Here is a 22,492-nt window from a genome sequence, read left to right on the forward strand (position 1 = left end):
AATGTTTTTTGTAATAAAAAAATATGGAAGACATTTATACAAAACAACGCCATTTAATGGTGGAACAACAACTCATTCCTCGCGGCATTTATGATCCTCGCATTTTAAGAGCCATGAGAGAAGTTCCACGCCATGAATTTGTTCCCTCAAAATTTGTCCATTATGCTTATGAAGATGGCCCTTTAGCGATCGAAGAGGGGCAGACCATTAGCCAACCATATATCGTAGCTTTGATGATCCAAGCGGCTCAAGTGGATGAAAACTCCATTGTGTTGGAAATTGGAACAGGGTCAGGATATGCAGCGGCGGTATTGGGTAGCATCTGTCAAAATGTTTACACAATCGAAAGGCTTCCTCATCTAGCCCAAAAAGCACAAGAGCGGCTGCAACGTTTGCACTATTCAAATGTTCATGTAGAAATTGGGGATGGCTCTCTTGGATTACCAGATAAAGCGCCCTTTGATGCCATCATTACGACAGCAGGCAGCCCTATCATTCCCCCTTCATTGTGTCGTCAACTCAAAATGGGGGGACGCCTGGTTATTCCTGTCGGAAGTTCTTTTGATCAAGAGCTCATCCGCATCCGTGCCCTACCGGATCTCACCTTTTCAAAAGAAAATCTCGAGTATGTCCGCTTCGTCCCACTTATTGGAGAAGAAGGCTGGAAAGAGCGTCAGTGATTAAGAGAACACATCTCATTCTCATGAAATCTTTTACAGACGAGCGCTCCAAACGAAATGGAGGCCGGCACACGAAATTTTTCAAGTAAACGAGTAAAAAATGGGGAAGCTGTCTCTTTCTCACCCTTTTCAATCGCCACCGGAATAATTTGATAAGGAGTATCTTTTAAAATCTTCTGAATCGAGTAGGCTTGCTCTAATTTATACAATTCTTCACAAACGTTTTCATTTTCAACAAAGATACAAACAGAACTTCCGCGGTCGAGAGATTTTTTAATATCCGTTAAGCAATCTGCATTGTTTTCGAGAGGCTGGATTGATGGAATTTGGACAACACGCAAGAGATGGTAAAAACGCTTGAACCATTTTGTATGGTCTTGTTCTTGCTCAATAAAAAAACGAATGCGGCGTCTTTGCGCTCCTAATAGGATTAATGTATCATTCCATGCCGTGTGTGTGCATACATAAATTGCAGGAGTTTTGGGGATATTTTCTACTCCGTTAAAACGAATTTTAAAGTGCAAACGCGATAAAATCATCGCAACAAATCTGCTGAGGTAATCAAAGAATTGGAATGTCACCGCAATAGTCACGATGAGAGAAATATTTCCAATGATCGTAAAGCCTTTGTCTGCTCCTAACCCAAAAACTTCTGCCAAAATGTAGAGAAGGCAGGAGGCACATAGCACCCCGAAAAAGCTTAAAAAGTTTGTTGCTGCTATGATTTGCCCTCGATATTTATTCGGACTTGCCACCTGTATATAGGAATCTAAAGGAATTTGGTACATCCCACCGAACATACCAAGTATCATCACTAATGGGATAATTGCGGCTAGGCGATCTGAAAAAAGATCCATCAAATAACAACTGAAAACAATACCAATTCCCGCTAAAGGAACTAATCCCAGTTCCACAATTTTTCCAGAAATTTTACCAGCTAATAAAGAACCGGTTCCAATTCCCATAGCTGTCAATAAAAAGAGGTATCCACCCTGAATATCCGTTAAATGAAGCGATTGTACTGCAAAAGGAATCATATTTAATTGCACGAATGCGCCTAAGAACAGGAAGAATGCGGAGCCCAAAATAGCGGCTAAAAGAGAAGGTTCATTTCGGGCAAATTTAAGAGTTTCATAAATCTCGTGTAAAAAGCGAATATTAAAGCGCTTGGAAGATCCGGCCGGAGGTGTATATTCAATACAAAAGCTAGTCAGCATGCCAGCAAAAGCAATTAAGGTACAAAAGATTGAAGCTGCGATGAAGTCACGCCCCGTAACATCTAACAAAAATGAGGCAGAAAATGTGCCTAAAATAATGGCCAAAAATGTAAAAGATGTCATCAATCCATTTGCCTTCGAAATCTTATCCGTTTCGACTAGCTCTGGTAAAATTCCATATTTAGAGGGACCAAAAATCGCACTTTGTGTGGCCAGCAAAAATAAGATGCAACAAGACCCCAATTTACTTTCATAGAGGAAGGCAAGAATCCCCAATCCCATGATCACTAATTCGAAAACTTTCGTTAAAACAATGATATTACGTTTGCTGAAACGATCGGCAAGAGTTCCTGAAGAGGCCGAAAACAAAAGAAACGGAAGCACGAAAATGGCTCCGGACATTGCTAAAATTTTATGACTGTTCTCAATACCTTCAAGCTGAATGAAAAAATAAACAATTAAAAGTTTGTAAATATTATCATTCAAGGCACCTAAAAATTGGGTAACATTTAAATACGTAAATGAGGAAACCCGACGGATCATGGGTTGATTCAAGCTCTTTTTATTGACTCGTTTAAGAGCTTTCACCATCCGGTTTTTCGCTTTTGCCATATGATTCTTTTGGTTGATTAATCTAAGTCGATCTGCTTTGATTTTTTATAGCCCTTTCGTTTTTATCATTCTTAGGCTATTTAACTTATTCAATGCAAATCTGTACTATTAAGAAGTATGTCGACTCTTATCTTTAGCTACAAGAGTTTTTTTTGGTGAATTAAACGCAAACATACAATGATTTAAATCACTAAGTTTGTAGCGATAAACACAGAAATACGTTAAACTTTCAACTATAAAAGTTATCATTATAACCCAAAAAGAAAAGAGTATGCTCTCCAAAATTCGGATCTTAGATGAACACACTATTAACAAAATTGCAGCTGGCGAGGTGATTGAAAATCCCGCATCTGTTGTGAAAGAAATTGTTGAAAACGCCATCGATGCAGGCTCCACCGAAATTTGCGTTGAAATTCAGGAAGGAGGTAGGCAACTCATTCGAATCTCCGATAATGGATGTGGGATGACACAAGATGATGCACTTTTATCTTTGGAAAGACATGCCACTTCGAAATTGCGAGAAGTGGAAGATATGGAGGCTTTGGCAACCATGGGCTTTCGAGGAGAGGCGATTCCTTCTATTGCAGCGATCTCCAAATTCATGTTGCTGACCTGCCCCGCTACTCCTGAATCTGGAAGCAACGATTCCAAAGGCACTCTCATTTTAGTTGAGGGAGGGAAAATTTTACGCTGCTGTCCAGCCGCCCGTTCACCTGGAACTACCGTGGAAATCAAATCTCTTTTTTTTAATGTCCCTGTGCGTAGAAAATTTCAAAAATCTCCCACTTACGATGCCAATGAAATCCTTAAAATTTTGACCATGCAAGCCCTGGCGCATCCCGATATCCAGTTTGAGTTGATCAGCAACCATGAAACATTGTTAAAAACACCTACCTCAAAACAACCAGCCTCATTTGCTGAAAAATTATCCGATCGCATTGGTTCTGTGTTAGGCCATGACCTAGCCCAGGAGATTTGCTTTATCGAAGGGGAAAAAGAGGGATGCAAAATAACGGGTTACATCGGGTTTCCTTCCGCGAGTCGTCCAAACCGCGCTTGTCAGTTTCTTTTTATCAATCAACGTACCGTCACAAGTCCTGCGATTTCTTTTGCAGTGCGGGAGGGCTATGGGACTGCACTCGCCACGAATCGACATCCCTTATTCATTTTGCATTTATCTCTTCCGGGAACTCTAGTCGACGTCAATGTTCATCCGCAAAAAAAAGAGGTACGCCTAAGGCAAGAAGCCATGATCAAAGAGTTAATTATCTCTGCAGTTCAAAAAGCCTTATATCCCCATGAAGTTGAGAGCACCCCCATTCATTTTGCAGAACCCCCTATTTTTACGCCTGCTTTCGACGAAAAGTCAGACTTTCAACCTTCCACTTCTTTTGGAAGTTTCGGTGGCCATTTTTTTGATCACTCTCTCTTGGAGGAATTGGCAAATCCGACACCCTATCCGCAAAGATCTTTTGATCCACCTAAAACACAAGAAGAATTCCAGCTGCCCGAACAGCTCCCCTTGCCTCCTCAAAAAAATGTCCCCCTTGTCCTTACCACCATCAAGGGATTTATTTTGACGCATTACACAAATGCATTTCCCATGACAAAACAGGAAGAGATTGGAATTGGCCTTATTGACCAACGCGCAGCACATTTTCGTATTTTATTTGAGCAGCTTCAGTCTGCCTCTCCCACTTTCTCTATCCAAACTCTTTTAATTCCTTACACGATAGAAACTACACCTTTGGAAGCTGCTCTTTTGAAAGAACACTTGATGGAGTTTAATGCGATGGGCATCCAAATCAAAGAATTTGGATCAACCACTTTCACAATCGATGGCATCCCTTCGCTTTTTGGAAATAGTGACATCACCTATTTTGTCGATGAGCTTATCAAGACTTTGGCAGAAATGAACCAATCTTCTGCCTTAAAAAAAGAAAAAGATAAGTGTCTCGCACAGATTGCGAGCAAGGCTGCTATTCGAAAAGAACACATCCTCTCTTTGCTAGAAGCTCAAAATCTTGTACGTCAACTTTGGGAGTGCCAATCTCCTTTATATTGCCCTTTTGGAAAACCGATTGCCATCCATCTGTCTCGTGAAGAAATTGCGAGACAATTTCAAAAATGCTAGTTAGGAAATGATTTTACGGAGCTTGATTATGCCAACACCCCCTAAAGATCTCTTAAAAAAATTGTTCTCTCAGCTTCCATGTGATGCCTTGCTGATTGAAGACGAAATCAATCTTTTGTATTTACTTGGATTTCCCATTTCAACCGGAACACTCCTTCTTCACCCGGAAAACAGCTATCTCATTGTCGATGGGCGCTACTATGAGCAATGCTTAAAGCTCAGCCCTTTTCCTGTTTTGCTGGCAAAAGACGAAGTCTTAGGTACTTTATTGAGCGACCTCCCCTCGATCAAAACACTCGGCTTTTCAAGCGATCAAACAAGTTATATGCGTTTTTTAAGTTTTAAAGATTTAGAGAAAAAAATTACCCATTCTCTCTCCCTCGTTCCAATTGATTCCCCTCTACGATCTTTGCGCATGATTAAAACCCCCGAAGAAATGGACTTACTACGGCGTGCAGCGATTTTAGGCTCGCAAGGATTTGATTATGTTTGCCGATTATTAAAAGAAGGGATCACTGAGGAAGAAATTGCCATTGAGCTTGAATTATTCTGGAAAAAGCATGGAGCGAAAGGCGTCGCTTTTGAGCCCATCATCGCGTTTGGCATGAACAGTTCCATGCCTCATTATCGAGCTGGGGCGCATCAACTTAAGAAGGGCCAACCCGTTTTAATTGATATTGGTGTGACGTATGCCCATTACCATTCCGACATGACGCGTACCCTCTTTTTTGGGCAACCCGCCCCACAGCTTGTTACCATCTACCACTGTGTTCTAGAGGCCCAAATAGCAGCTTTAGACCTCTGCCGCCCTGGGACCAAAGTTGGAGAACTCGACTTTGTAGCCAGAAGCCTGATTACACAAGCCGGCTATGGAGAAAATTTCACACATAGCTTAGGGCACGGCATTGGACTCGCTGTGCATGAATTTCCTATCCTCCGCAATAAGCCTCCTTTTGCAGAAGTCACTTTAGAACCCGGCATGGTCATCACGATCGAACCTGGAATTTATCTGCCTAATGTTGGGGGTGTCCGTATCGAAGATAGTGTGCTCATCACAGAAGATGGGTATGAGAATCTGACTAACCGCTCAAAAGAGATACAAATTTTATAATTTATGTTTAGTTTTCGACAAAAAATTTTAATTGCCTACATTATTGCGTTCTTAGTCTTTATTGCATTGCTTTATCCTTTTGTTTCTTCAACGGTCAAGAGAATCGTCATCAATGCGATGGAAGAACGTGCAACGGAACTGATTGCGCGGATCAAATCGGCCCCCGATAACGATGCTTTAGTGAGAAGATTGAAGTATCAAAAGTCCGCAATTTTTTTCCGTGTGAGTGTAATCTCTAATGACCATAAGGTGCTTTATGACTCACACACAAAACGATTGCTTGGACTACGCTTTAGCCAAGATTACGTAGTCTCTCATCCCGAAGTACTTGATGCGTTCAAAAATGGTTATGGATACAATGAAGAATATTCCAATCTCCTTTCTCAAAAATTTGTGTATATCGCGAAAGCCTTTGACTTTCATGGCAAAACTTATGTGGTTCGCACAGCATTCCCGTACTACTATGTCGCAGAACTCACACACGATTTCGAGTTAAATTTCTTAGGTCTTTCAACCGCTGTTCTTCTCCTGTTTAGTTTAATGACCTGGTTTATCATTAATTATTTAACAAAGCCTATTGAGGAAATTTTACGAGTTGTCAAACCTTTTCAGAATGGAGAAGAAACATCTGTTCCCGAAATCAGGTTGCGCTGGGCCAGTCGGACAGATGAATTTGGTCAATTAGCCTCCACGCTGAATGCATTGTCTTCAAAAATTAAAAATCACATTCACAATCTAACTTCTGAGCGGAAAGAAAAAGAAACCATTCTGGAGTCCCTCATTGAAGGCGTCATCGCTGTCGATACGAATATGATCGTCACCTATGCAAATAATCGAGCTTGTGAATGGTTAAAATTACCAGCTAATCAGCTGGTAGGAAACCCCTTTAGCATCACTAAACAATCGAAATGCTATGCTTTGCTTGCGGCTTGCCAGCAAGACAATCATCCTTTAACAGATAATATTCAGATTAAAACTCCCCAAGAAAAATTCTATCTAGATGTCATTGCAGCCCCAAAAACGGATAATACCGGTGCTATTTTGGTGCTTCAAGATAAGTCCTCTCACTATAAAATCTTGGAAATGCGCAAAGATTTTATTGCTAACGCTTCACACGAGCTCAAAACTCCGATCACCATTATTCATGGGTTTGCAGAGGCCTTAAATGACAATCCCGAACTCCCCTCGAATGTTAGAAAAGAGGTGCTAGGGAAAATTGTCCGCAATTGTCAAAGAATGGCAACGCTCATCAAGGACCTCCTAACGATCTCCGATATTGAACATATTCCCTCTTCTCATCTGGTGCAATGTGATCTTTTTCAATTAATTGAAAGCTGTGCAGGCACGATTAAAGATATGTCGCCTCAAGCCAAGATCACGCTCATTAAAACTGAAGATGTCACCGCGACAGTCGATGCCGATTTAATTGAAATGGCCATTATCAATCTGTTAGAGAATGCGGCTAAATATTCGAAAGGACCTGCTAAGATCACGATTACACTTGCAAAAGAGGACAATATGGCCAAGCTGACAATTTCTGATAAAGGGATCGGTATTCCTCAACAAGATCTTGAACATATTTTCGAACGTTTTTACACGGTAGATAAAGCACACTCCCAAAAAATGGGGGGATCAGGCTTGGGACTATCGATTGTACACACGATTATTGAAAAACACTTTGGGAAAATTTCGGCTGAATCCGAATTGGACAAAGGCACCACCTTTACCATTTTTCTCCCTATTCAGAGAGATATTCAGGTAAAATAAGGGCTTGAGGATTGGGCTTTAGGGCTCAGAAAAATCCCTACTGTGAGAAGCACGACTAGATAAACAATCAGTGCTTCTCCAGAAAAATACCGCACGCGCAAAAAATAATCCATGGATGTAGGCATATTAAAAGTGAAATCCAACATCAAAGCCGTATACTCACTTGTTACCACATAAAACCCCTTCGCCGCATAAGGCCAGATCAAACCAATCCCCATGCTAATAACTAACAAAAACATGGCAATGCTGACCAAAAAAGGGAAAAAAAGATTGTAAAGAATGCTTAATAAAGGAAATTTGTGAAAATAAAAGAGTGTTAAAGGGAGCGCGATTAAATTCACGGACAGGCAAAGAGCTAAAGCGTCTCGAAACATGCTTAAAATCACATAACCATGCTGATCGGTGAGACGCATAAGGACAGCCTCTTTCAAGGGGCGCTTGGGCCAGATTTTTTCCAATAAGGTTGTCATGACAGGCATAAACAAAAGAATGGATGCTGTAGTAAGAATGCTAAACTGAAAGGCCAGGCTGCGGTAGCTGAGTGGATTAATCACGAGCATGACAATTAAAGCGACTCCAAGCGAATTAAGCCCAAAGGCTCTTTTATTTAACAAATAACCGAAAAGGCTAATTGAAATCGTGATCCACGCCCGCATAATTGAACATGCTGGACCTAAAAATACAAAATAGCCTGTCAATAATAGCAATAAAATGAGCGTTTGCACATTCTTTGAAAATCCCTGCCTCAGAAAAAATCCCAATATCGATGCAATAATCGCAAAATGAAATCCTGAAATTGCCATGATGTGCTGTAATCCAAAACGGGAAAACTCAAAGCTTAACTGACCATCATCAAACTCACCTGTCACAATACCAGCTAGAAAACGGGCACTTCTTTTTTCGGGAATATGTTTTAAAATGTAATCGGAAAGCTGCTGTTTCCACTGCAGCCGCAGCTCTGCCATGCTCCAAGTCTGAGACACTGGCGCCCAAACTTTTCCTTTTTTCAATTTTAAGATGTAATAACCTGGCCGCCATTCCTTTAAAATCCCCTCTACAAAATAAGAGCAAGTCGCGTCGAAATGTTCAGAATGAAACAGCGTATAAGGCACATGACACGCAACGGAATCTTGTCCGTCTAAAGGAACAAAGCTCTGAATCGTTCCCGTGTATTTCCAACTTTGGCCTTGAAAACTTTTAGCGGATTTAATGGAAGAAATGTCAATACAGGCAATTCCCTGAGTACCCTCAGCGGATACTTGCGGATATAAATAAAGTGAATGCGCATATAAATAAGCTGCTGCAATCACAGCAAGAGCAATAAGCAGCCGTTTTTTTAGCCGAGGGAAGAGTCCAAGTGGAGTTGTCACCACAGGAAACCAGATCACGCAAAAAGGCAAAAAAAGGACAGGGAGGCTAAAAAGAGCGGCTTGTATCCCCATTAACATGGCAAGACCGTAGAGCAAAGCGGGATGAAATCTCCAAAAAAGATCGTATGTTGCCGCTAATGGATGAAAAAATTGACTTATCAAAGGCGTTCGTTGCCACGCAATGAAGCGCGCAAGAACCAGCTCAGTCGCCCCGCGGCTATTCGCCCAACTGTAGCTCATATAGGCGTTTATTTGAGCGCAAATTTAGGGAAGAGGTCTCGTTATTTTTGGGACACGGCACATTGGCCACGTTTTTAGGAAGGGATTCTTTGTCAGAATAATAGGTTGATTTTTGAATACTTTTCATTTTGTGCACCTCAGAAGAACTGGCTTTCATAACGCTTGTTCTTTTTGCCTGCACGCGTAGAGCACTAAAAAGAGCTTGTAAAGCAAGGGTAAACTCTTCTTCTTTTGCAGAATGATCTAAAATGGATTGATCTTGCGTGACCAAGATTAAGTGCTGATAAGATACCACAAGGTGATTGCTTAACCAAACTTGTTTTGTCTGCCGATTTAGAGAAGCCACCTCACCTAATAAAGAACAGGCATCTGGAAAAATTTCATGGATTGCATGCTGAGTGACTCCTTCACGCGTCAATTCCATTAAAGCTTTATGCTTGAGTTCATATAAGAGAGGCTGTAAAACTTGGTGATTGCGGGCAATTAAAACAACTTCTAGAGAGAGGTATTGATCTTTTTCATTCGGAAAATTAAGGTCTTTGAATTCAATATTGACGGCAAATAATTTCCCAAATTCCATCTTTTCCTTCTTCCTCATTTGTGACAATAGCTCCCTACGCTTCTAGGAAACTATTTAAAAATAAGCAACCATAGCAAAAAAAATGTTAGTATTCCACCTTTTTTGCTATGGTGCAGAGAGGGCCATCAAAATGATGTTTATTACAAGAGACGAGAGGTAGGAATTTCCACCATTTCTATTGCTATTATCATTACAAATTTAATCAGCGACAGAAATTAGCTCGCTTTGCGACGGCTATTTTTCTTAGTCAAATAGCTTTCTTTATATAGATCAACATCATCAGAATGAATGACCCAAGCAGCTCCCTTACGATGCGCTTTTAAAATTCCAATACGTGTAGCATAGTAAATTTTTTGAGCTGGTACATTCAACATTTTCGCAACTTGGTTAACGGAGAAAAAGCCTCTGCCGTTATCAAACAATAATTCACCATTGAACATCGATTTTGTTCTGGAGTATTTTTGTTTGCGATAAGCTTCTAAATCGTCAAGATTAATAGTCCACCGAGTTGTCTCTTTTTGTGCTTTAAGCTTATTCAATTTAATTGCAACATAGATTGCTTGTCTTGTGACTTTATTTAATTTAGCTGCTTCTGTAATTGAAACGACTTTTTTTCCATTTTGATTTTTTTGACTTTCTTTATTTTTAGGCATTTTATACCTCCTACCCACAATAATATTTTTGTTATAAAAGACAATTTATCACTTTTAGAACCCACAATGACGCATAAAAACCCATCGGGATTCGATTTTTAAAACTTGGGACGATGCCGCATCATATCTTTAAGATCTAGCGATGTCCGTCTTAATGCGAACCATCCATTTTACATAAAAAGGAGTTTAATTCAAGCTTTTTTTTACAAATTTCTTAATATCAAAAAAGCCACTCTACCCTCTGAAAGGTTCGATCTTTTATTTTTGTAAAAATAAAAATCAAAGCGGTAAATAGATTAAAAAATATAGCAAAAAAAATCTAGCAGAAATTAACAAAAATTAATAATCCATCATTTTTTATTGAAATCCATCATCGATCACATACAATTTAAATTCGATTTCAAATCACAACCAGATAAAGAAAACATTAAAATTCACGGCATAAAAGTTAGGCATTCAATTCCTTAATAAATCTTTCTACCAGGCACTAAAGCGAATGATTTCAGTGCATGCATTAAAAGAATCGCAGAAGAAATGAAATAATAATTGTAACAATAAAATATTTCTATTCTTTTAAGAGTTTATTAAGAAATTGTTAAATAAAGAAATTGACAAAAGAAAGAGAAGAGACAATTAGCCTCTTCTCATAAATAGATCGAATTAATAAGGAAGGTTCGCTTTTGATTGCTCTTCTGTATATTTGCCATATTGAAAAAATGGAGCAAAATGGTCTTCCTTCCACATGTTGGGAACAATCATCAGAACGTTTCCCAGCCCAAATGTACAGGTTCCCAACAATAACACACCAAACCCTCTTAAGGCGTTTAAAGCACCGTGAATCATGTGTTCAGCGCCAAACATAGTCACCTTTTTAAATGTTTTTTGTCCTTTTTCATCATCTGCCAACGCCGAAATTAAAAGGCCAACTCCACCCACAGCAGCACAACCCAGACCAAATACGACTTGTCCATAAGCGGCTTTCACACGCAAGGCAGACGATAACATCCCAACAATTGGCACACATTCGGCCACATTCAAAAATTTCTCGACTTGCGTACATCCGTGGTTAATATTTCTAATACTTAGCATATCTCTCCTTGTCCCAATAACTGAGAATTATCATTAATAAAAAAACTAGTGCTCTGTTTTCAAGGCATCGAGCTTATAACAATTCACATTATTAAAAAAGCATTCGCCGGGATAAACGATCTATTATATGTATTAAAGATAATCGACAGTCCGTCTTTTTTCTGTGAATTCTCCATATTTAAAGAATGGAGTAAACATCTCATCTTTGGCCATGTTTGGAGCAAGCATCACCACGTTACCTATTCCAGAAGTACATGCGGAAATGAACACAACGGTCGCACCTCTGATCATATTTAAAGCCCCATGCAGAGTATGCTCAGCACCGAATCTTCCTACAGCCTCAAATTTTCTTTTCGCTTCTTGATCGCGCAAACAATTGGAAGCAAAAATACCAATGCCCGCAACAGCCATGCAAACAAGCCCGGCAACAGCTTGCATTGCCCCAAGCTTAGTACGAACTGCAGAAGTGAATCCTCCAACAATAGGAACGCACTCCAAAATGTTAAAACCTGTCTCTAAACTATTACATGCACTACTAAAACGATCTACATTCATGTTATATCCCTATGGTTTTGTAAAAAATACAATTAAGCCCGGAATATGTTTTTGTTTATTTAAGGATTTGTTAAGAATTGATTAATTATGAAAAAAGTGAAAAAAAGGAAATAACCAAATTTTTTTAGCTATTTCCAGAGAGAAAACATCTTTAGACAATCGGATTAAAAAGCTCTGGATTAAAGGAAGACGAAGAATCTGTAAATGAGCCATAAACAAAGACAGGATTGAATTTCTCTTCCTTCACCAGGTTTGGAATCAACATAAACACATTACCCATTCCAAAAGAACATCCAGAAAGGACTAAAACTGCATAACCTCGTAAAATATTTAAAGCGCCATGCAATAAATATTCCGTTCCTACATGAATAACAAAGGTATACCTCTTCTTAGATTCTTCATTTTTATAAAAGTACATAGAACCAAGAAGACCGATTCCCCCCACCACTAAAGTGATAACAGCAGCAAGCTCCTGCAAGCATCCCGCTTGAATTCGAATTGTTGAGGAAAGAATTCCCACAACCGGCACACATTCAAGAACATTTAACGCATTTTCGGTTGCCCAGCAAACCTGATTAATATTTTGTACATTTAACATCATCCACCTTAATTTAAAACATTAACAAAAAAAACAAATGCCACTTTATTTATTAACAATAAATAAGATCAGTCCATTATAATCATTTATTCTTAACCGAATTGGGCAAGGGAGAATTGCCAAAAAAATCAATTCAAGCTATCGAATGTTTCATTGGGAAGAAAATGTCCTAACACTTACTATCTAAAATAACTGACATAGAAACCGATGATTCCTCTCCCGAGGAAAGCGAACATTCCTTAATCATGAATAATCAAATGAGAGTCTACATGAGAATTTCACAAGTATTCCGATTTACCTATGTGCTTCTTCTTTTTTGCACAATTTCTATTCAGGCAAAACTCCCCGAAATAACGCCTGAAATTGCCCATGCAAAACTAGAAGAAATCATGAAGTCTCATGCTTCTCATCATCAACTTACTCCAGTTTTAATCAAACGAGTTTTAGCTAACTACATGGAAGAATTGGACCCCACAAAAACCTATTTTATTGAATCTGATATTTCAGCATGGACGCACCCTTCAGACGCCCAAGCCGAGCAAATCTTGGTAGATTATCAAAATCGCAATTTTAGTGTATTTGAACAAATTCAAAAAACAATGACCGATGCCATTCATCGCCGCCGGCTTTTAGATCAAAAGGTTGACACTCAAAATCTTCCAACACACGTCAACCCTGAAGAATTTAAAGATATGAAATGGGTAAAAAATGAAGACGAACTTCTGACCCGTTTATCTCGCATTAAAGCCCTTCAAATTGAGAGCGCAGCCAAGCTAACAAACGAGTTAAAAGAAAAGTCTTTGCAGAGAATCAAAAAACGACAGGAAAAATACGAAGAAGAAATTCTAAATTCCAATCCTGAAGAACTTAAAAAGCGCGTTTTAACCACCTTTTTAAAAGCAAGTGCCTCCGCATTGGATTCACACACGGCGTACTTTACACCCGACGAAGCTACCGAATTTATGATCAATGTGCAGCAGCGGCTTTTAGGGATCGGCGCACAGTTAAGAGATGACTTAAATGGCTTTACGGTGGTTAAAATCATTGAAGGGGGGCCGGCCTCCCTTGGAAAAGAACTAAAAGCTAAAGACCGGATCATCGCGGTCGATGGAGAACCTGTCGTTGGAATGGATATCACAAATGCCGTAGAACTTATTCGCGGACATGAAGGGACGCCCGTCATCTTGACCGTGATTCGAGAAAGCAATGATAACGGCCACCCTATGGAACAAAAATTGGATATCCCCATTTTACGTGGCGAAGTGGTTTTGAAAGAAACACGCTATGAAGCTTCGCACGATCCTTTTGGAAATGGCGTGATTGGATATCTCAGACTTTACTCTTTCTATCAAGACCCTGATAGTGCCTCTGCCACCGATCTTGAAAATGAAATCAAAAAAATGAAGAAAGATCATAAGCTTCAAGGAATTATTCTAGATCTCCGCTATAATTCCGGGGGTATGCTTTCCCAAGCCGTGAATGTAACGGGCCTATTTATCACCAAAGGCGTGGTCGTCACGATTAAGGATAGCGCAGGAAAAGTTCAGCATTTGCGAAACTTAGAGACAAAAACAACTTGGGATGGCCCTCTGATTGTCTTGACCAATCGCGCCAGTGCTTCAGCCTCTGAAATTGTCGCCCAAACTTTACAAGATTATGGACGAGCCATTGTCGTAGGAGATGACCACAGCTATGGTAAAGGGTCTTTTCAAACCTTTACCCTAAATTCAAACGCAGTAGATTCTGTGAATCCTCAGGGAGAATACAAAGTTACACGGGGCCGTTATTACACTGTTTCAGGAAAAACGCCGCAACTAAATGGTGTTTATGCCGACATCGTTGTACCTGGTGCTTTATCCGAATCTGAAATCGGGGAAAAATTTGCTAAATTCCCTCTTGAGAGCGATCAAATCAAAGAAAATTTTGATGACGATTTAGCAGACATCCCTTTTGCTCAGCGTGCTAAAATTCGGATGCTCTACAAGTTTGACCTTCAACCAAAATTAAACATCTATAATAAATACTTAGAAACTCTTAAGACAAATTCGGCCTACCGCATTGAGCACAACAAGAATTTTCAAGCTTTTTTGAAAGATCTAAAGAAAAAAGAAAAAGAAAAGGACTCGATCCCGAACGAAGAAGAAGAAGAAAGCTCATTTGGACAAAACGACTTGCAGCTCACTGAGACGTACAACATCATGAAAGATTTAATTTTAATCATGACAAATAAACCATGATGGCCGCCCATGTTTTCCTTGAATTCTAAGTAGACGTTATTATAATACTTATTCTTAATAACCTGTGGTTTCAGCTTTTTTCTTCGAAGCCCAGGTTAATAAGTTGAACTATTAAGGAAAAATTTATTATGTCAGTACGCGTCCGCATCGCGCCCTCCCCGACAGGCGATCCTCACGTCGGGACAGCTTATATGGCTCTCTTTAACATGATTTTTGCTCGTCATCATAAAGGGAAGTTCATTTTACGAATCGAAGACACCGACCAAAGTCGCAGCCGCCCAGAGTATGAACAAAACATCTACAAGGCGTTGAAGTGGAGCCAAATTGAATGGGATGAAGGCCCAGATATTGGTGGCAACTACGGCCCCTACAGACAATCTGAACGACTTCCTATGTATAAAGAAGAATGTGAGCATCTCCTCGCAAGAGATGGTGCCTACAAATGCTTTTGCACAGCTGAAGAACTCTCCGAGATGCGTGAACTTCTCGCTAAATCGGGCGGGAGACAAGGATACGATCGACGTTGCCGAAATTTAAGTTCGGAAGAAATTACAGAAAAAGAAGCAGCTGGCCTCCCTTATGTAGTGCGTTTAAAAGTTCCCCTAAAGGGAGAATGTGTCTATGAAGATGCTATTAAAGGACGCGTGGTATTTCCTTGGGCGGATGTAGATGATCAGGTGTTGATGAAGTCCGATGGCTTCCCTACCTACCATTTGGCTAACGTGGTGGATGACCATTTAATGGAAATCACCCATGTGATCCGCGGCGATGAATGGATGAGCTCTACACCTAAACACGTTTTGCTCTATGAACTGTTTGGTTGGAAAGCTCCTGTTTTCATGCATATGCCCCTCTTATTGGGCCGAGATGGCAAAAAGCTTTCTAAACGCAAAAATCCGACCTCTATTTTCTTTTATCGAGATAGTGGATATCTCCCCGAAGCATTTGTAAACTTCCTCTCACTCATGGGCTATAGTATGCCGGGAGATCGGGAAATTTACTCGTTCGAAGATGTGGTCAATGAATTCGATTACAAGCGAATCGGGGTTTCTGGGGCGGTCTTTGACATTCAAAAACTCGATTGGATCAACCAGCAATACCTCATCAAAAATATTCCAGAAGATAAGCTTTTAGATCGGCTTAAAGAGTGGAATTTTAGTGATGAATTTATGCGTAAACTCATGCCTTTGTGCCATTCTCGAATCAAAACCTTCGGGGAATTCATGGAGTTATGCGATTTCTTTTTCATTAATCACCTGCGCTATACGCCGGAATTATTTGCAGTCAAAGGCCATACGCCCGAACAAGCATGCTTTATCCTGCAATCGATGATTTGGAGTATGGATGAACTGGAAGATTGGGGCAATACAGGTGCCAACCAGGCCTCCCGCAAAGCTGCAGAAGTGTTTGGCGTTAACCACAAAAAAGTGGTTATGCCTCTGCTATTCGCAAGTATCATGGGGAAAAATCAAGGGCCTCCTCTCTTTGACTCTGTCGGCATTTTAGGAAAAGATCTGACACGCGCCCGTCTTTTGAATGCCATTGAATTCCTTGGTGGAATTTCCAACAAAAAAATGGCGATTCTTAAAAAAGGATGGGATGCAAAAAATTGTGCGAATCTCATGCAAAACGAAACTGTGTAAGCGAATAAGGTGCTGGGAGCAATCAGATGGAAGAAGTCGTTCAGTATGCCTGTGCTCATGCAGATTCTGCTCACTGGATCATCTTTTTGCTCTTAATTCTGGCTGGCTTTAATGTACCGATCAGTGAAGACCTCTGTCTTTTAACTGCAGGCACACTAGCCAGCACATGCATTCCTGAGCACACGAAACGTTTATTTATCTGGGTGTACATGGGATGCTGGCTCTCTGCCTCCATCGCCTACTGGATTGGCAGACTGTTAGGTCCGAAGCTCTACGACATCCGTTGGTTCAACCGGATTCTCACTCCACAGCGCATCGCCAGACTGCATCATTACTATGAAAAGTTTGGCATTTTTACATTCATTGTTGGCCGTTTCATTCCTGGAGGGGCTCGCAATGCCCTCTTCATGACTGCTGGACTTGGCAAAATGCATTACCTCAAATTCTTGCTTCGGGACGGCTTTGCTTGCTTAATTTCAAGTTCTGTTCTGTTTTATCTAGGCTACACTTTCGGCGAAAACTATGCCTTGCTCATCCACACCTTTAAAACTTATAATTTTATTTTTATCGGTATTCTCGCAGCCCTTCTTGTTCTCTTTCTCCTGATCCTTTGGATTAAAAAAAGACGAGAAACTCCTATCATTTAGAGACTAACTCGTTTATTTATGAGTGAATGAACAACGACGATTGCAAAAACGAGGACTGCACTCATGTTTCAAGATAAAAAATTTGTTTGGCTGCTGATCACGTGCGGCCTAGTCGGAATTCTTGAATTCCTAGCTTTAGCAAATATCCATTTACCCGCCGAAATTAAAATTCCTTTTTTGCTAGCAGTCATCCTGGGCATTGGCTATCAAACGCTTTGGCATGGGTTTAAAGCTCTTATCACCTTCGATTTTAAAAATATCAACACACTCATGCTCATTGCGGTCGCGGGGGCCTTTTATTTGGGTAAGTACGAGGAAGCAGCGGTTGTGATTGTCCTTTATACGTTGGCAGAAAAATTAGAGGATATGGGGATCGAAAAAAGCCAGTCGGCTTTAGGTGCATTAATCGAAAAAATGCCTAAATTTGCTATCCTCAAGCAAGGCAATCAACAAGTCCCCATCGAGCAAGTTAAAGTAGGGGAAACGGTTCTTATAAAACCTTCTGATATGATTCCTCTGGATGGCAAAATTGTGGCCGGCAGTTCCTATGTAGATGAATCGTCCATCACGGGAGAGCCAATTCCTCAAGACAAATTTCCTGGCGATCAAGTGTTTGCCGGCACATTAAACAAACAAGGTTTCTTAGAGGTTGAAGTTACAAAGACAACCGAAGACACAACTTTTGCCAAAATCAAAGAGCTCACCTTTCAAGCCACAAAAGTTAAAGCCAATACTCAAAAATTTATCGAAACATTTTCTCAGTATTACACCCCAGCTGTCATTTTAATGGCTTTCTTTTTAGTCTTTATCCCCACCGCATTTTACAATGAACCTTTCGATGTTTGGCTCTTACGTGGACTGGCCCTCATCGTCATTGCTTGCCCCTGCGCCTTGGTCATCTCCACACCCGTTTCAATTTATTCGGCCATTGGCAATGCTTCTGCACAAGGAGCCCTGATCAAAGGGGGAAGATTCCTCGAAGCTATCGGACGAATCAAAGCCATTGCCCTGGATAAAACACGCACCCTCACCTACGGGCAGCCAATGGTTAGCGATATTATTCCATTTGGCAACCACACTAAAGAACACCTATTAGAATGCGCCGCTGGCATAGAAATCTTTTCTGAGCATCCATTAGCACAAAGCATTGTCAATGCAGCCAAAGATGGCAAATTAACGCCACATGAAGTGGAAAATTTTCAAAGCGTGGTGGGTAAAGGTGCAAAAGCGGACTGCTTGATTTGCGATGATAAACATCACTGCATTGGAAAATTGCCCTTTATATTAGAAGAGCATGCCGTTCCTCAAGAAGTCGTGGATGAAGTGGAAAACTTGCAAAAGCAGGGTAAAACCTCGATCGTGATTGCAACACATCAAGGTGTGGAAGGTGTTATAGGCTTGACAGATCAACTAAGACCTGAAAGCAAGGCACTTATTGAAGGACTTAAGCAATTGAATATTATGCCCGTGATGTTGACAGGTGACCATCCCTCTCCAGCCAAGGTGATTGCAGAGGAAGTTGGTATTTCAGAAGTCAAGGCAGGTTTATTGCCTGAAGGCAAAGCCTCAGCAATACGCGATTTGGTTCATAAATACGACACCGTTGCCATGGTGGGAGATGGGGTAAATGACGCACCTGCTTTGGCTCTGGCAAACGTGGGGATTTCCATTGGCTCACTCGGTAGCGATACCGCTCTCGAAGCCGCATCCATCGTGATTTTAAATGAGCGTTTAGATATTATCCCCTATCTCGTTAAACTGGGACGTAGAACCATTCGGACCATCCAGTTTAACACAACACTAGCTATTTTAATTAAACTCATTTTTATTGGATTAGCTCTTTTTGGCATGAGTAATCTGGCATTAGCCATTTTTGCTGACGTGGGGGTCACACTGATTGTCATATTAATCAGTTTACGTCTTTCAAAATAGAAATAAAGATTAAGGTAATTGCGAAGAAATCGTGAAATTAAAATGCTGAGACATTAAACTAACATGTAGCTATACTCATCTGAGTTTTTGGATTTTTCTAGCTGAAAATCAAAGAGATCCAAAATTCAGTAAAGCCCAAGAATTTAATGCTGGATTGTTTATGTTCACCCTTCCAAATCTTATCTCGCTAACCCGACTTCCGTTAGCTCTGGTGTTTTTGCAGGAAAATACCTTTTATCGCATTGCTGCCTTGATTTTAGCCATGTTGAGTGATGCTTTGGATGGATATTATGCGCGCCGCTATGATCTTTCTAGCCGTATTGGAACACTGCTAGATCCTTTGATGGATAAACTTTTTGTGATCTTTATTATTAGCGTGCTTGTGCAGGAAAATGCCCCAGTGACAACTTGGGAACTCGTCGCATTCTTTTGCCGAGATTTGGCCGTTATCACCTATACATGTTACCTGATTGTAACAAATCGGCTTAGCCAACATCGCGTTAGATCCATTTGGAGCGGGAAAATTTCAACTTTCCTACAATTTCTTGTCCTGATTGCCCTATCTTTACAGATCCCCGTTCCTCCCGTGACCTTCACGCTTTTTCTATTCTTAGGAATCTTAGCTCTCTTGGAACTCTATTTTTACGTTCCCGCTCCCTCCTAAGAAAGATTCATTGTAAGACCGTGAGGAAGCTGTTCACCAAAGATTCTATCACGGTCTTCTTGGCTAGCTTGCCCTTCATTTTGCAAAAGCTTTTTTAATTCAGCCGCATGCAATTCGTGATCTAAAATACTCTCTACTTGTTGAACCATTTCATTGACAAGATTCAATTCAGGATGGTTTGTCTTACGCGCCAGTTGCAAAATAGCAAAGATATAAGGTCGTAAATCTTTTTGGTTCAACCCAAGTAACGTCTTGAGCCAGCTGGTGCAAACATCACGCGGCACCACATTAGCACTTGAACCATAAAATAAGTGTCGAGCTCCTATTCTCCCTAAAGCCCAGTAGTCGTAAGCCTCTCCTTCTCCGGCAACAATCCGTTTCAATAAGGCTTCTCCCAACTTAATTTTTAAGGAGAGATCAAGTAATTCAAAAGAGGCAATTGCTCGAATTTTTTCGGCGTACTGATAGAGAAATTTTCTTCCTTTGATTTCAAAAGTATTCGAGCGTTTATTCCAAAAAGACGCTAAAAGCTCATTCGCTAATTGCACCTGCTGCCCTTTATTTAATCCACCTGCGATGCGTCGATAACAAATCCACATCTGAATTTGAACGTCATCATCCTTATTGCGTTTAAAATCTTCTAGGACAATTTTCCATAAATCTTTGATCCGAAAATCATCTAACGGAAAGCCAAAACCTGGCCGTAGAAAATAACCCGCCAAGTTCCACCAGCGCTTTTCTAATTCTTCCGTCCGTTTGCGTTGAGGGGCTTGTGCAATTAAAGTTGCCCACAAATTTCTTAAAACACTCGGAGACCACTCTCCTCGAGGCTTTTCAATCGCGTTTTCCAGTTTCTCCATGATCTCTTTTGGAGCCTGGTTAGGAGCCGTAAACAGCTCAACAAGCAAATCGCTCCCTTTTTTAAGAAACGCTTGGTCGAAAACTTCATCCGATCGAGCAGCTTGTATTCCAAGTAAACTATCCTCTTGCCCAGCTGCCGAACGTACTTGAAATTCTAAAGCCCACTCATGTGCCGTTTTTTGCGATTTTAGGGAAAGCTCTAATGTTCCAATCGCCGTTAGAGCAATGTATAAATGCACGGGGATTTTTTGCTCATCACTACCCTTGCCAAAACGGAGAATTGTATGGATGGGAGGAAGAGGATGAAGCTCTTTAGGATCTATATCGATAAGCTCTCCTTGCTGGTCTCCAAGTCGAACTTCACTGCTATACAATTGAAAGGAAACGGGTTTATTCGGCAGCAAACCAAAGATTTCTTTTGGCTCAAAAGTGGCCCCTTCTTCCGATCCTCTTGGCAGTAAACAGAGAGCCTTGAACGCAGAAGCTTGATCGGCCGTTTTGGTTTCAATGCCTAAATAATATCCACGTGGTGCGCCTCCAGAAATTTTAACCCCTAGACCTCGACGAACTTTACCATAATAGGCTGCCCCACGCGAAACGGCTAAATCTAAAGAAGGAGAAGTAAGAAGCTGCGCAGTTTGATCGGGAAACCAAGTAGCCAGAGAATCCATCAATGCCTGCTGGAAAAGGGCTGGCTTCATTGTGCCCCCATTGACTAAAACAAAATTAGGAGGACGCATTTCTTTGCAAATGTGTGAAGCTTTCTGTAGAAAGAGGGCAAGATGCTTGGTGATAGATGGCTCAGACTCATAAGGGAGCCCCATGGTTCGAAACGACGTCCCTCGTTTAAGCTGGGTTGCTTCTCCCCAAGGATATAGATGAAAAAATCCCTCGAGAAAAAGTTTTTGCACTTCTTTCTTCGTCACTTGGATGTGATGGCTTCCTTGAATCACTTTGGATCCTGTCCCTTGCAACACACATTGATAACTAGCTTCTTCATCTGCTGCTGCATCGAGTAGCTGTTCCTTGGCATGGCGTGCTTGGTAGTTCAGCTGTAAACGTTGCAATGGAGTGAGTTCAGATCCAAGCTTGTTCTCCAAATAATAAGCTAAGGTGACATCCATGTTGTCCCCACCCAATAGCAGATGATCACCAACAGCCATCCGCTGAAAAGCGAGCTGGCCATCACGCGAGATCACTTCAATCAAGCTAAAGTCGGTTGTTCCCCCACCTACGTCGCAAACAAGGATGCAATCACCTTCTTTGAAAATCTCCAACCATTTTTTTTCATGGGCCGAAATCCAACAATAAAATGCCGCCTGAGGTTCTTCCAAAAGAGTCATTGAAACAAAACCTGCTTGCTTAGCAGCTTCCACTGTTAACGAACGGGCCACCTCGTCAAAAGATGCAGGAACCGTTAAAATGATCTCTTGGGCTTCAAATTCATCTTCAGGATTTCCTTTTCCAATCAGAAAATTCCACGCTTCTCGAATGTGTTGAAGATAGCGAGAAGAAGCTGTAACAGGACTGATTTTTTCAATACCATCGGAAGTTTCAAAAGGAAGGATTTTATCTCGTCGACTTGCGGCAGAGTGGCAAAGCCAGCTTTTAGCAGATTGAACACTACGGTTGGGTGTTTTTTCACCTTGAACTTGGGCGAATCGGCCAACAGCAAAAGAATTTTCTTTTTTCCAAGGAAGATCAAAACTCCCAGCTGGCCATTCGTGTGGCAAGCTGAGATAACAAAATGAAGGTAGGATGGCATGTGCTTCTACAAATCCAGCGGCGCTTAACTGAGGGACACGCAAAGTCTCCACAGCCAGTTTGGGATGATGTGTATCAATATAAGAGACACAGCTATTCGTTGTGCCTAAATCGATGCCAATAATATAACGCATGCCA

General features: G+C 40.9%; 17 protein-coding genes. 9 read left to right on the forward strand and 8 right to left on the reverse strand.

Going from position 1 to position 22,492, the window contains the following annotated elements:
- The first annotated feature begins 23 nt into the window (after positions 1 to 23).
- The gene (locus AOM43_RS10755; protein ID WP_006340224.1) at positions 24 to 680 is read left to right on the forward strand and encodes a protein-L-isoaspartate(D-aspartate) O-methyltransferase; all 657 of its coding nucleotides are present in this window, start codon (positions 24 to 26) and stop codon (positions 678 to 680) included.
- Here the strand turns inward: AOM43_RS10755 and AOM43_RS10760 are convergent.
- Complete coding sequence (locus AOM43_RS10760) at positions 674 to 2,509, reverse strand: MFS transporter (protein ID WP_006340223.1); 1,836 nt, start codon at positions 2,507 to 2,509, stop codon at positions 674 to 676. The two genes, AOM43_RS10755 and AOM43_RS10760, sit on opposite strands and share 7 nt — an antisense overlap.
- Positions 2,510 to 2,780: 271 nt before the next feature.
- Between AOM43_RS10760 and mutL the strand changes: the two genes are divergently transcribed.
- From mutL to AOM43_RS10775, 3 genes are read left to right on the forward strand one after another with little or no spacing between them, the layout of a single operon-like run.
- Positions 2,781 to 4,643: a DNA mismatch repair endonuclease MutL gene (mutL, locus tag AOM43_RS10765; protein WP_059360260.1), complete on the forward strand. Its 1,863-nt coding sequence runs from the start codon at positions 2,781 to 2,783 to the stop codon at positions 4,641 to 4,643.
- A gap of 28 nt (positions 4,644 to 4,671) precedes the next feature.
- Positions 4,672 to 5,754 (forward strand): M24 family metallopeptidase, encoded by a 1,083-nt coding sequence (locus AOM43_RS10770; RefSeq protein WP_006340220.1) that lies wholly within the window; start codon positions 4,672 to 4,674, stop codon positions 5,752 to 5,754.
- A 3-nt stretch (positions 5,755 to 5,757) separates the two neighbouring features.
- Entirely contained in the window at positions 5,758 to 7,521 is a 1,764-nt protein-coding gene (locus AOM43_RS10775) for an ATP-binding protein (RefSeq protein WP_006340219.1), read from the forward strand.
- Here AOM43_RS10775 and AOM43_RS10780 read toward each other — a convergent pair.
- From AOM43_RS10780 to AOM43_RS10805, 6 genes are all read right to left on the reverse strand, one after another.
- On the reverse strand, positions 7,509 to 9,131 hold the full coding sequence (locus AOM43_RS10780; RefSeq protein WP_059360262.1) for a ComEC/Rec2 family competence protein: 1,623 nt from the start codon (positions 9,129 to 9,131) through the stop codon (positions 7,509 to 7,511). The genes AOM43_RS10775 and AOM43_RS10780 overlap by 13 nt on opposite strands.
- A complete protein-coding gene (locus tag AOM43_RS10785; RefSeq protein ID WP_006340217.1) occupies positions 9,109 to 9,711 on the reverse strand; it encodes a hypothetical protein in 603 nt (200 codons plus the stop codon). The genes AOM43_RS10780 and AOM43_RS10785 overlap by 23 nt, the downstream gene beginning before the upstream one ends.
- A 215-nt stretch (positions 9,712 to 9,926) precedes the next feature.
- Positions 9,927 to 10,364: a helix-turn-helix domain-containing protein gene (locus AOM43_RS10790; protein ID WP_013924299.1), complete on the reverse strand. Its 438-nt coding sequence runs from the start codon at positions 10,362 to 10,364 to the stop codon at positions 9,927 to 9,929.
- A gap of 660 nt (positions 10,365 to 11,024) precedes the next feature.
- Complete coding sequence (locus tag AOM43_RS10795; RefSeq protein WP_013924298.1) at positions 11,025 to 11,453, reverse strand: hypothetical protein; 429 nt, start codon at positions 11,451 to 11,453, stop codon at positions 11,025 to 11,027.
- Between the two features lie 132 nt (positions 11,454 to 11,585).
- Entirely contained in the window at positions 11,586 to 12,008 is a 423-nt protein-coding gene (locus AOM43_RS10800; RefSeq protein ID WP_006340214.1) for a hypothetical protein, read from the reverse strand.
- 151 nt (positions 12,009 to 12,159) lie between these two features.
- Positions 12,160 to 12,606, reverse strand: a complete 447-nt coding sequence (locus AOM43_RS10805) for a hypothetical protein (protein WP_006340213.1) — start codon at positions 12,604 to 12,606, stop codon at positions 12,160 to 12,162.
- A gap of 269 nt (positions 12,607 to 12,875) precedes the next feature.
- On the opposite strand from AOM43_RS10805, the gene tsp reads away from it, so the two are divergent.
- The 5 genes from tsp to AOM43_RS10830 all read left to right on the forward strand — a co-directional run bounded on the left by tsp (position 12,876) and on the right by AOM43_RS10830 (position 19,729).
- Positions 12,876 to 14,843, forward strand: a complete 1,968-nt coding sequence (gene tsp, locus AOM43_RS10810; RefSeq protein ID WP_059360264.1) for a tail-specific protease Tsp — start codon at positions 12,876 to 12,878, stop codon at positions 14,841 to 14,843.
- Positions 14,844 to 14,971: 128 nt separating this feature from the next.
- Positions 14,972 to 16,486 (forward strand): glutamate--tRNA ligase, encoded by a 1,515-nt coding sequence (gltX, locus tag AOM43_RS10815; protein ID WP_036745874.1) that lies wholly within the window; start codon positions 14,972 to 14,974, stop codon positions 16,484 to 16,486.
- 26 nt (positions 16,487 to 16,512) lie between these two features.
- Entirely contained in the window at positions 16,513 to 17,133 is a 621-nt protein-coding gene (locus AOM43_RS10820; protein ID WP_006340209.1) for a DedA family protein, read from the forward strand.
- A 63-nt stretch (positions 17,134 to 17,196) separates the two neighbouring features.
- The gene (locus tag AOM43_RS10825; protein WP_039378310.1) at positions 17,197 to 19,065 is read left to right on the forward strand and encodes a heavy metal translocating P-type ATPase; all 1,869 of its coding nucleotides are present in this window, start codon (positions 17,197 to 17,199) and stop codon (positions 19,063 to 19,065) included.
- Between the two features lie 160 nt (positions 19,066 to 19,225).
- Positions 19,226 to 19,729, forward strand: a complete 504-nt coding sequence (locus AOM43_RS10830; RefSeq protein WP_013924292.1) for a CDP-alcohol phosphatidyltransferase family protein — start codon at positions 19,226 to 19,228, stop codon at positions 19,727 to 19,729.
- On the opposite strand, the gene AOM43_RS10835 is transcribed toward AOM43_RS10830, so the two are convergent.
- Positions 19,726 to 22,488 carry an Hsp70 family protein gene (locus tag AOM43_RS10835; RefSeq protein ID WP_059360266.1) on the reverse strand — a complete coding sequence of 921 codons (2,763 nt, stop codon included), beginning with the start codon at positions 22,486 to 22,488 and terminating at the stop codon, positions 19,726 to 19,728. The genes AOM43_RS10830 and AOM43_RS10835 overlap by 4 nt on opposite strands.
- Positions 22,489 to 22,492: the final 4 nt, after the last annotated feature.

This window comes from Parachlamydia acanthamoebae, from assembly GCF_000875975.1.
GTDB lineage: Bacteria > Chlamydiota > Chlamydiia > Chlamydiales > Parachlamydiaceae > Parachlamydia > Parachlamydia acanthamoebae.

Excerpts from the sequence above, each read along its gene's own strand:
- AOM43_RS10830 (WP_013924292.1), top strand. The coding sequence starts at position 19,226 with ATGTTCACCCTTCCAAATCTTATCTCGCTAACCCGACTTCCGTTAGCT.
- gltX (WP_036745874.1), top strand. The coding sequence starts at position 14,972 with ATGTCAGTACGCGTCCGCATCGCGCCCTCCCCGACAGGCGATCCTCAC.
- mutL (WP_059360260.1), top strand. The coding sequence starts at position 2,781 with ATGCTCTCCAAAATTCGGATCTTAGATGAACACACTATTAACAAAATT.
- AOM43_RS10760 (WP_006340223.1), bottom strand. The coding sequence starts at position 2,509 with ATGGCAAAAGCGAAAAACCGGATGGTGAAAGCTCTTAAACGAGTCAAT.
- AOM43_RS10805 (WP_006340213.1), bottom strand. The coding sequence starts at position 12,606 with ATGTTAAATGTACAAAATATTAATCAGGTTTGCTGGGCAACCGAAAAT.
- AOM43_RS10825 (WP_039378310.1), top strand. The coding sequence starts at position 17,197 with ATGTTTCAAGATAAAAAATTTGTTTGGCTGCTGATCACGTGCGGCCTA.
- AOM43_RS10785 (WP_006340217.1), bottom strand. The coding sequence starts at position 9,711 with ATGGAATTTGGGAAATTATTTGCCGTCAATATTGAATTCAAAGACCTT.
- AOM43_RS10780 (WP_059360262.1), bottom strand. The coding sequence starts at position 9,131 with ATGAGCTACAGTTGGGCGAATAGCCGCGGGGCGACTGAGCTGGTTCTT.
- AOM43_RS10755 (WP_006340224.1), top strand. The coding sequence starts at position 24 with ATGGAAGACATTTATACAAAACAACGCCATTTAATGGTGGAACAACAA.
- tsp (WP_059360264.1), top strand. The coding sequence starts at position 12,876 with ATGAGAATTTCACAAGTATTCCGATTTACCTATGTGCTTCTTCTTTTT.
- AOM43_RS10790 (WP_013924299.1), bottom strand. The coding sequence starts at position 10,364 with ATGCCTAAAAATAAAGAAAGTCAAAAAAATCAAAATGGAAAAAAAGTC.
- AOM43_RS10835 (WP_059360266.1), bottom strand. The coding sequence starts at position 22,488 with ATGCGTTATATTATTGGCATCGATTTAGGCACAACGAATAGCTGTGTC.
- AOM43_RS10775 (WP_006340219.1), top strand. The coding sequence starts at position 5,758 with ATGTTTAGTTTTCGACAAAAAATTTTAATTGCCTACATTATTGCGTTC.
- AOM43_RS10820 (WP_006340209.1), top strand. The coding sequence starts at position 16,513 with ATGGAAGAAGTCGTTCAGTATGCCTGTGCTCATGCAGATTCTGCTCAC.
- AOM43_RS10770 (WP_006340220.1), top strand. The coding sequence starts at position 4,672 with ATGCCAACACCCCCTAAAGATCTCTTAAAAAAATTGTTCTCTCAGCTT.
- AOM43_RS10800 (WP_006340214.1), bottom strand. The coding sequence starts at position 12,008 with ATGAATGTAGATCGTTTTAGTAGTGCATGTAATAGTTTAGAGACAGGT.
- AOM43_RS10795 (WP_013924298.1), bottom strand. The coding sequence starts at position 11,453 with ATGCTAAGTATTAGAAATATTAACCACGGATGTACGCAAGTCGAGAAA.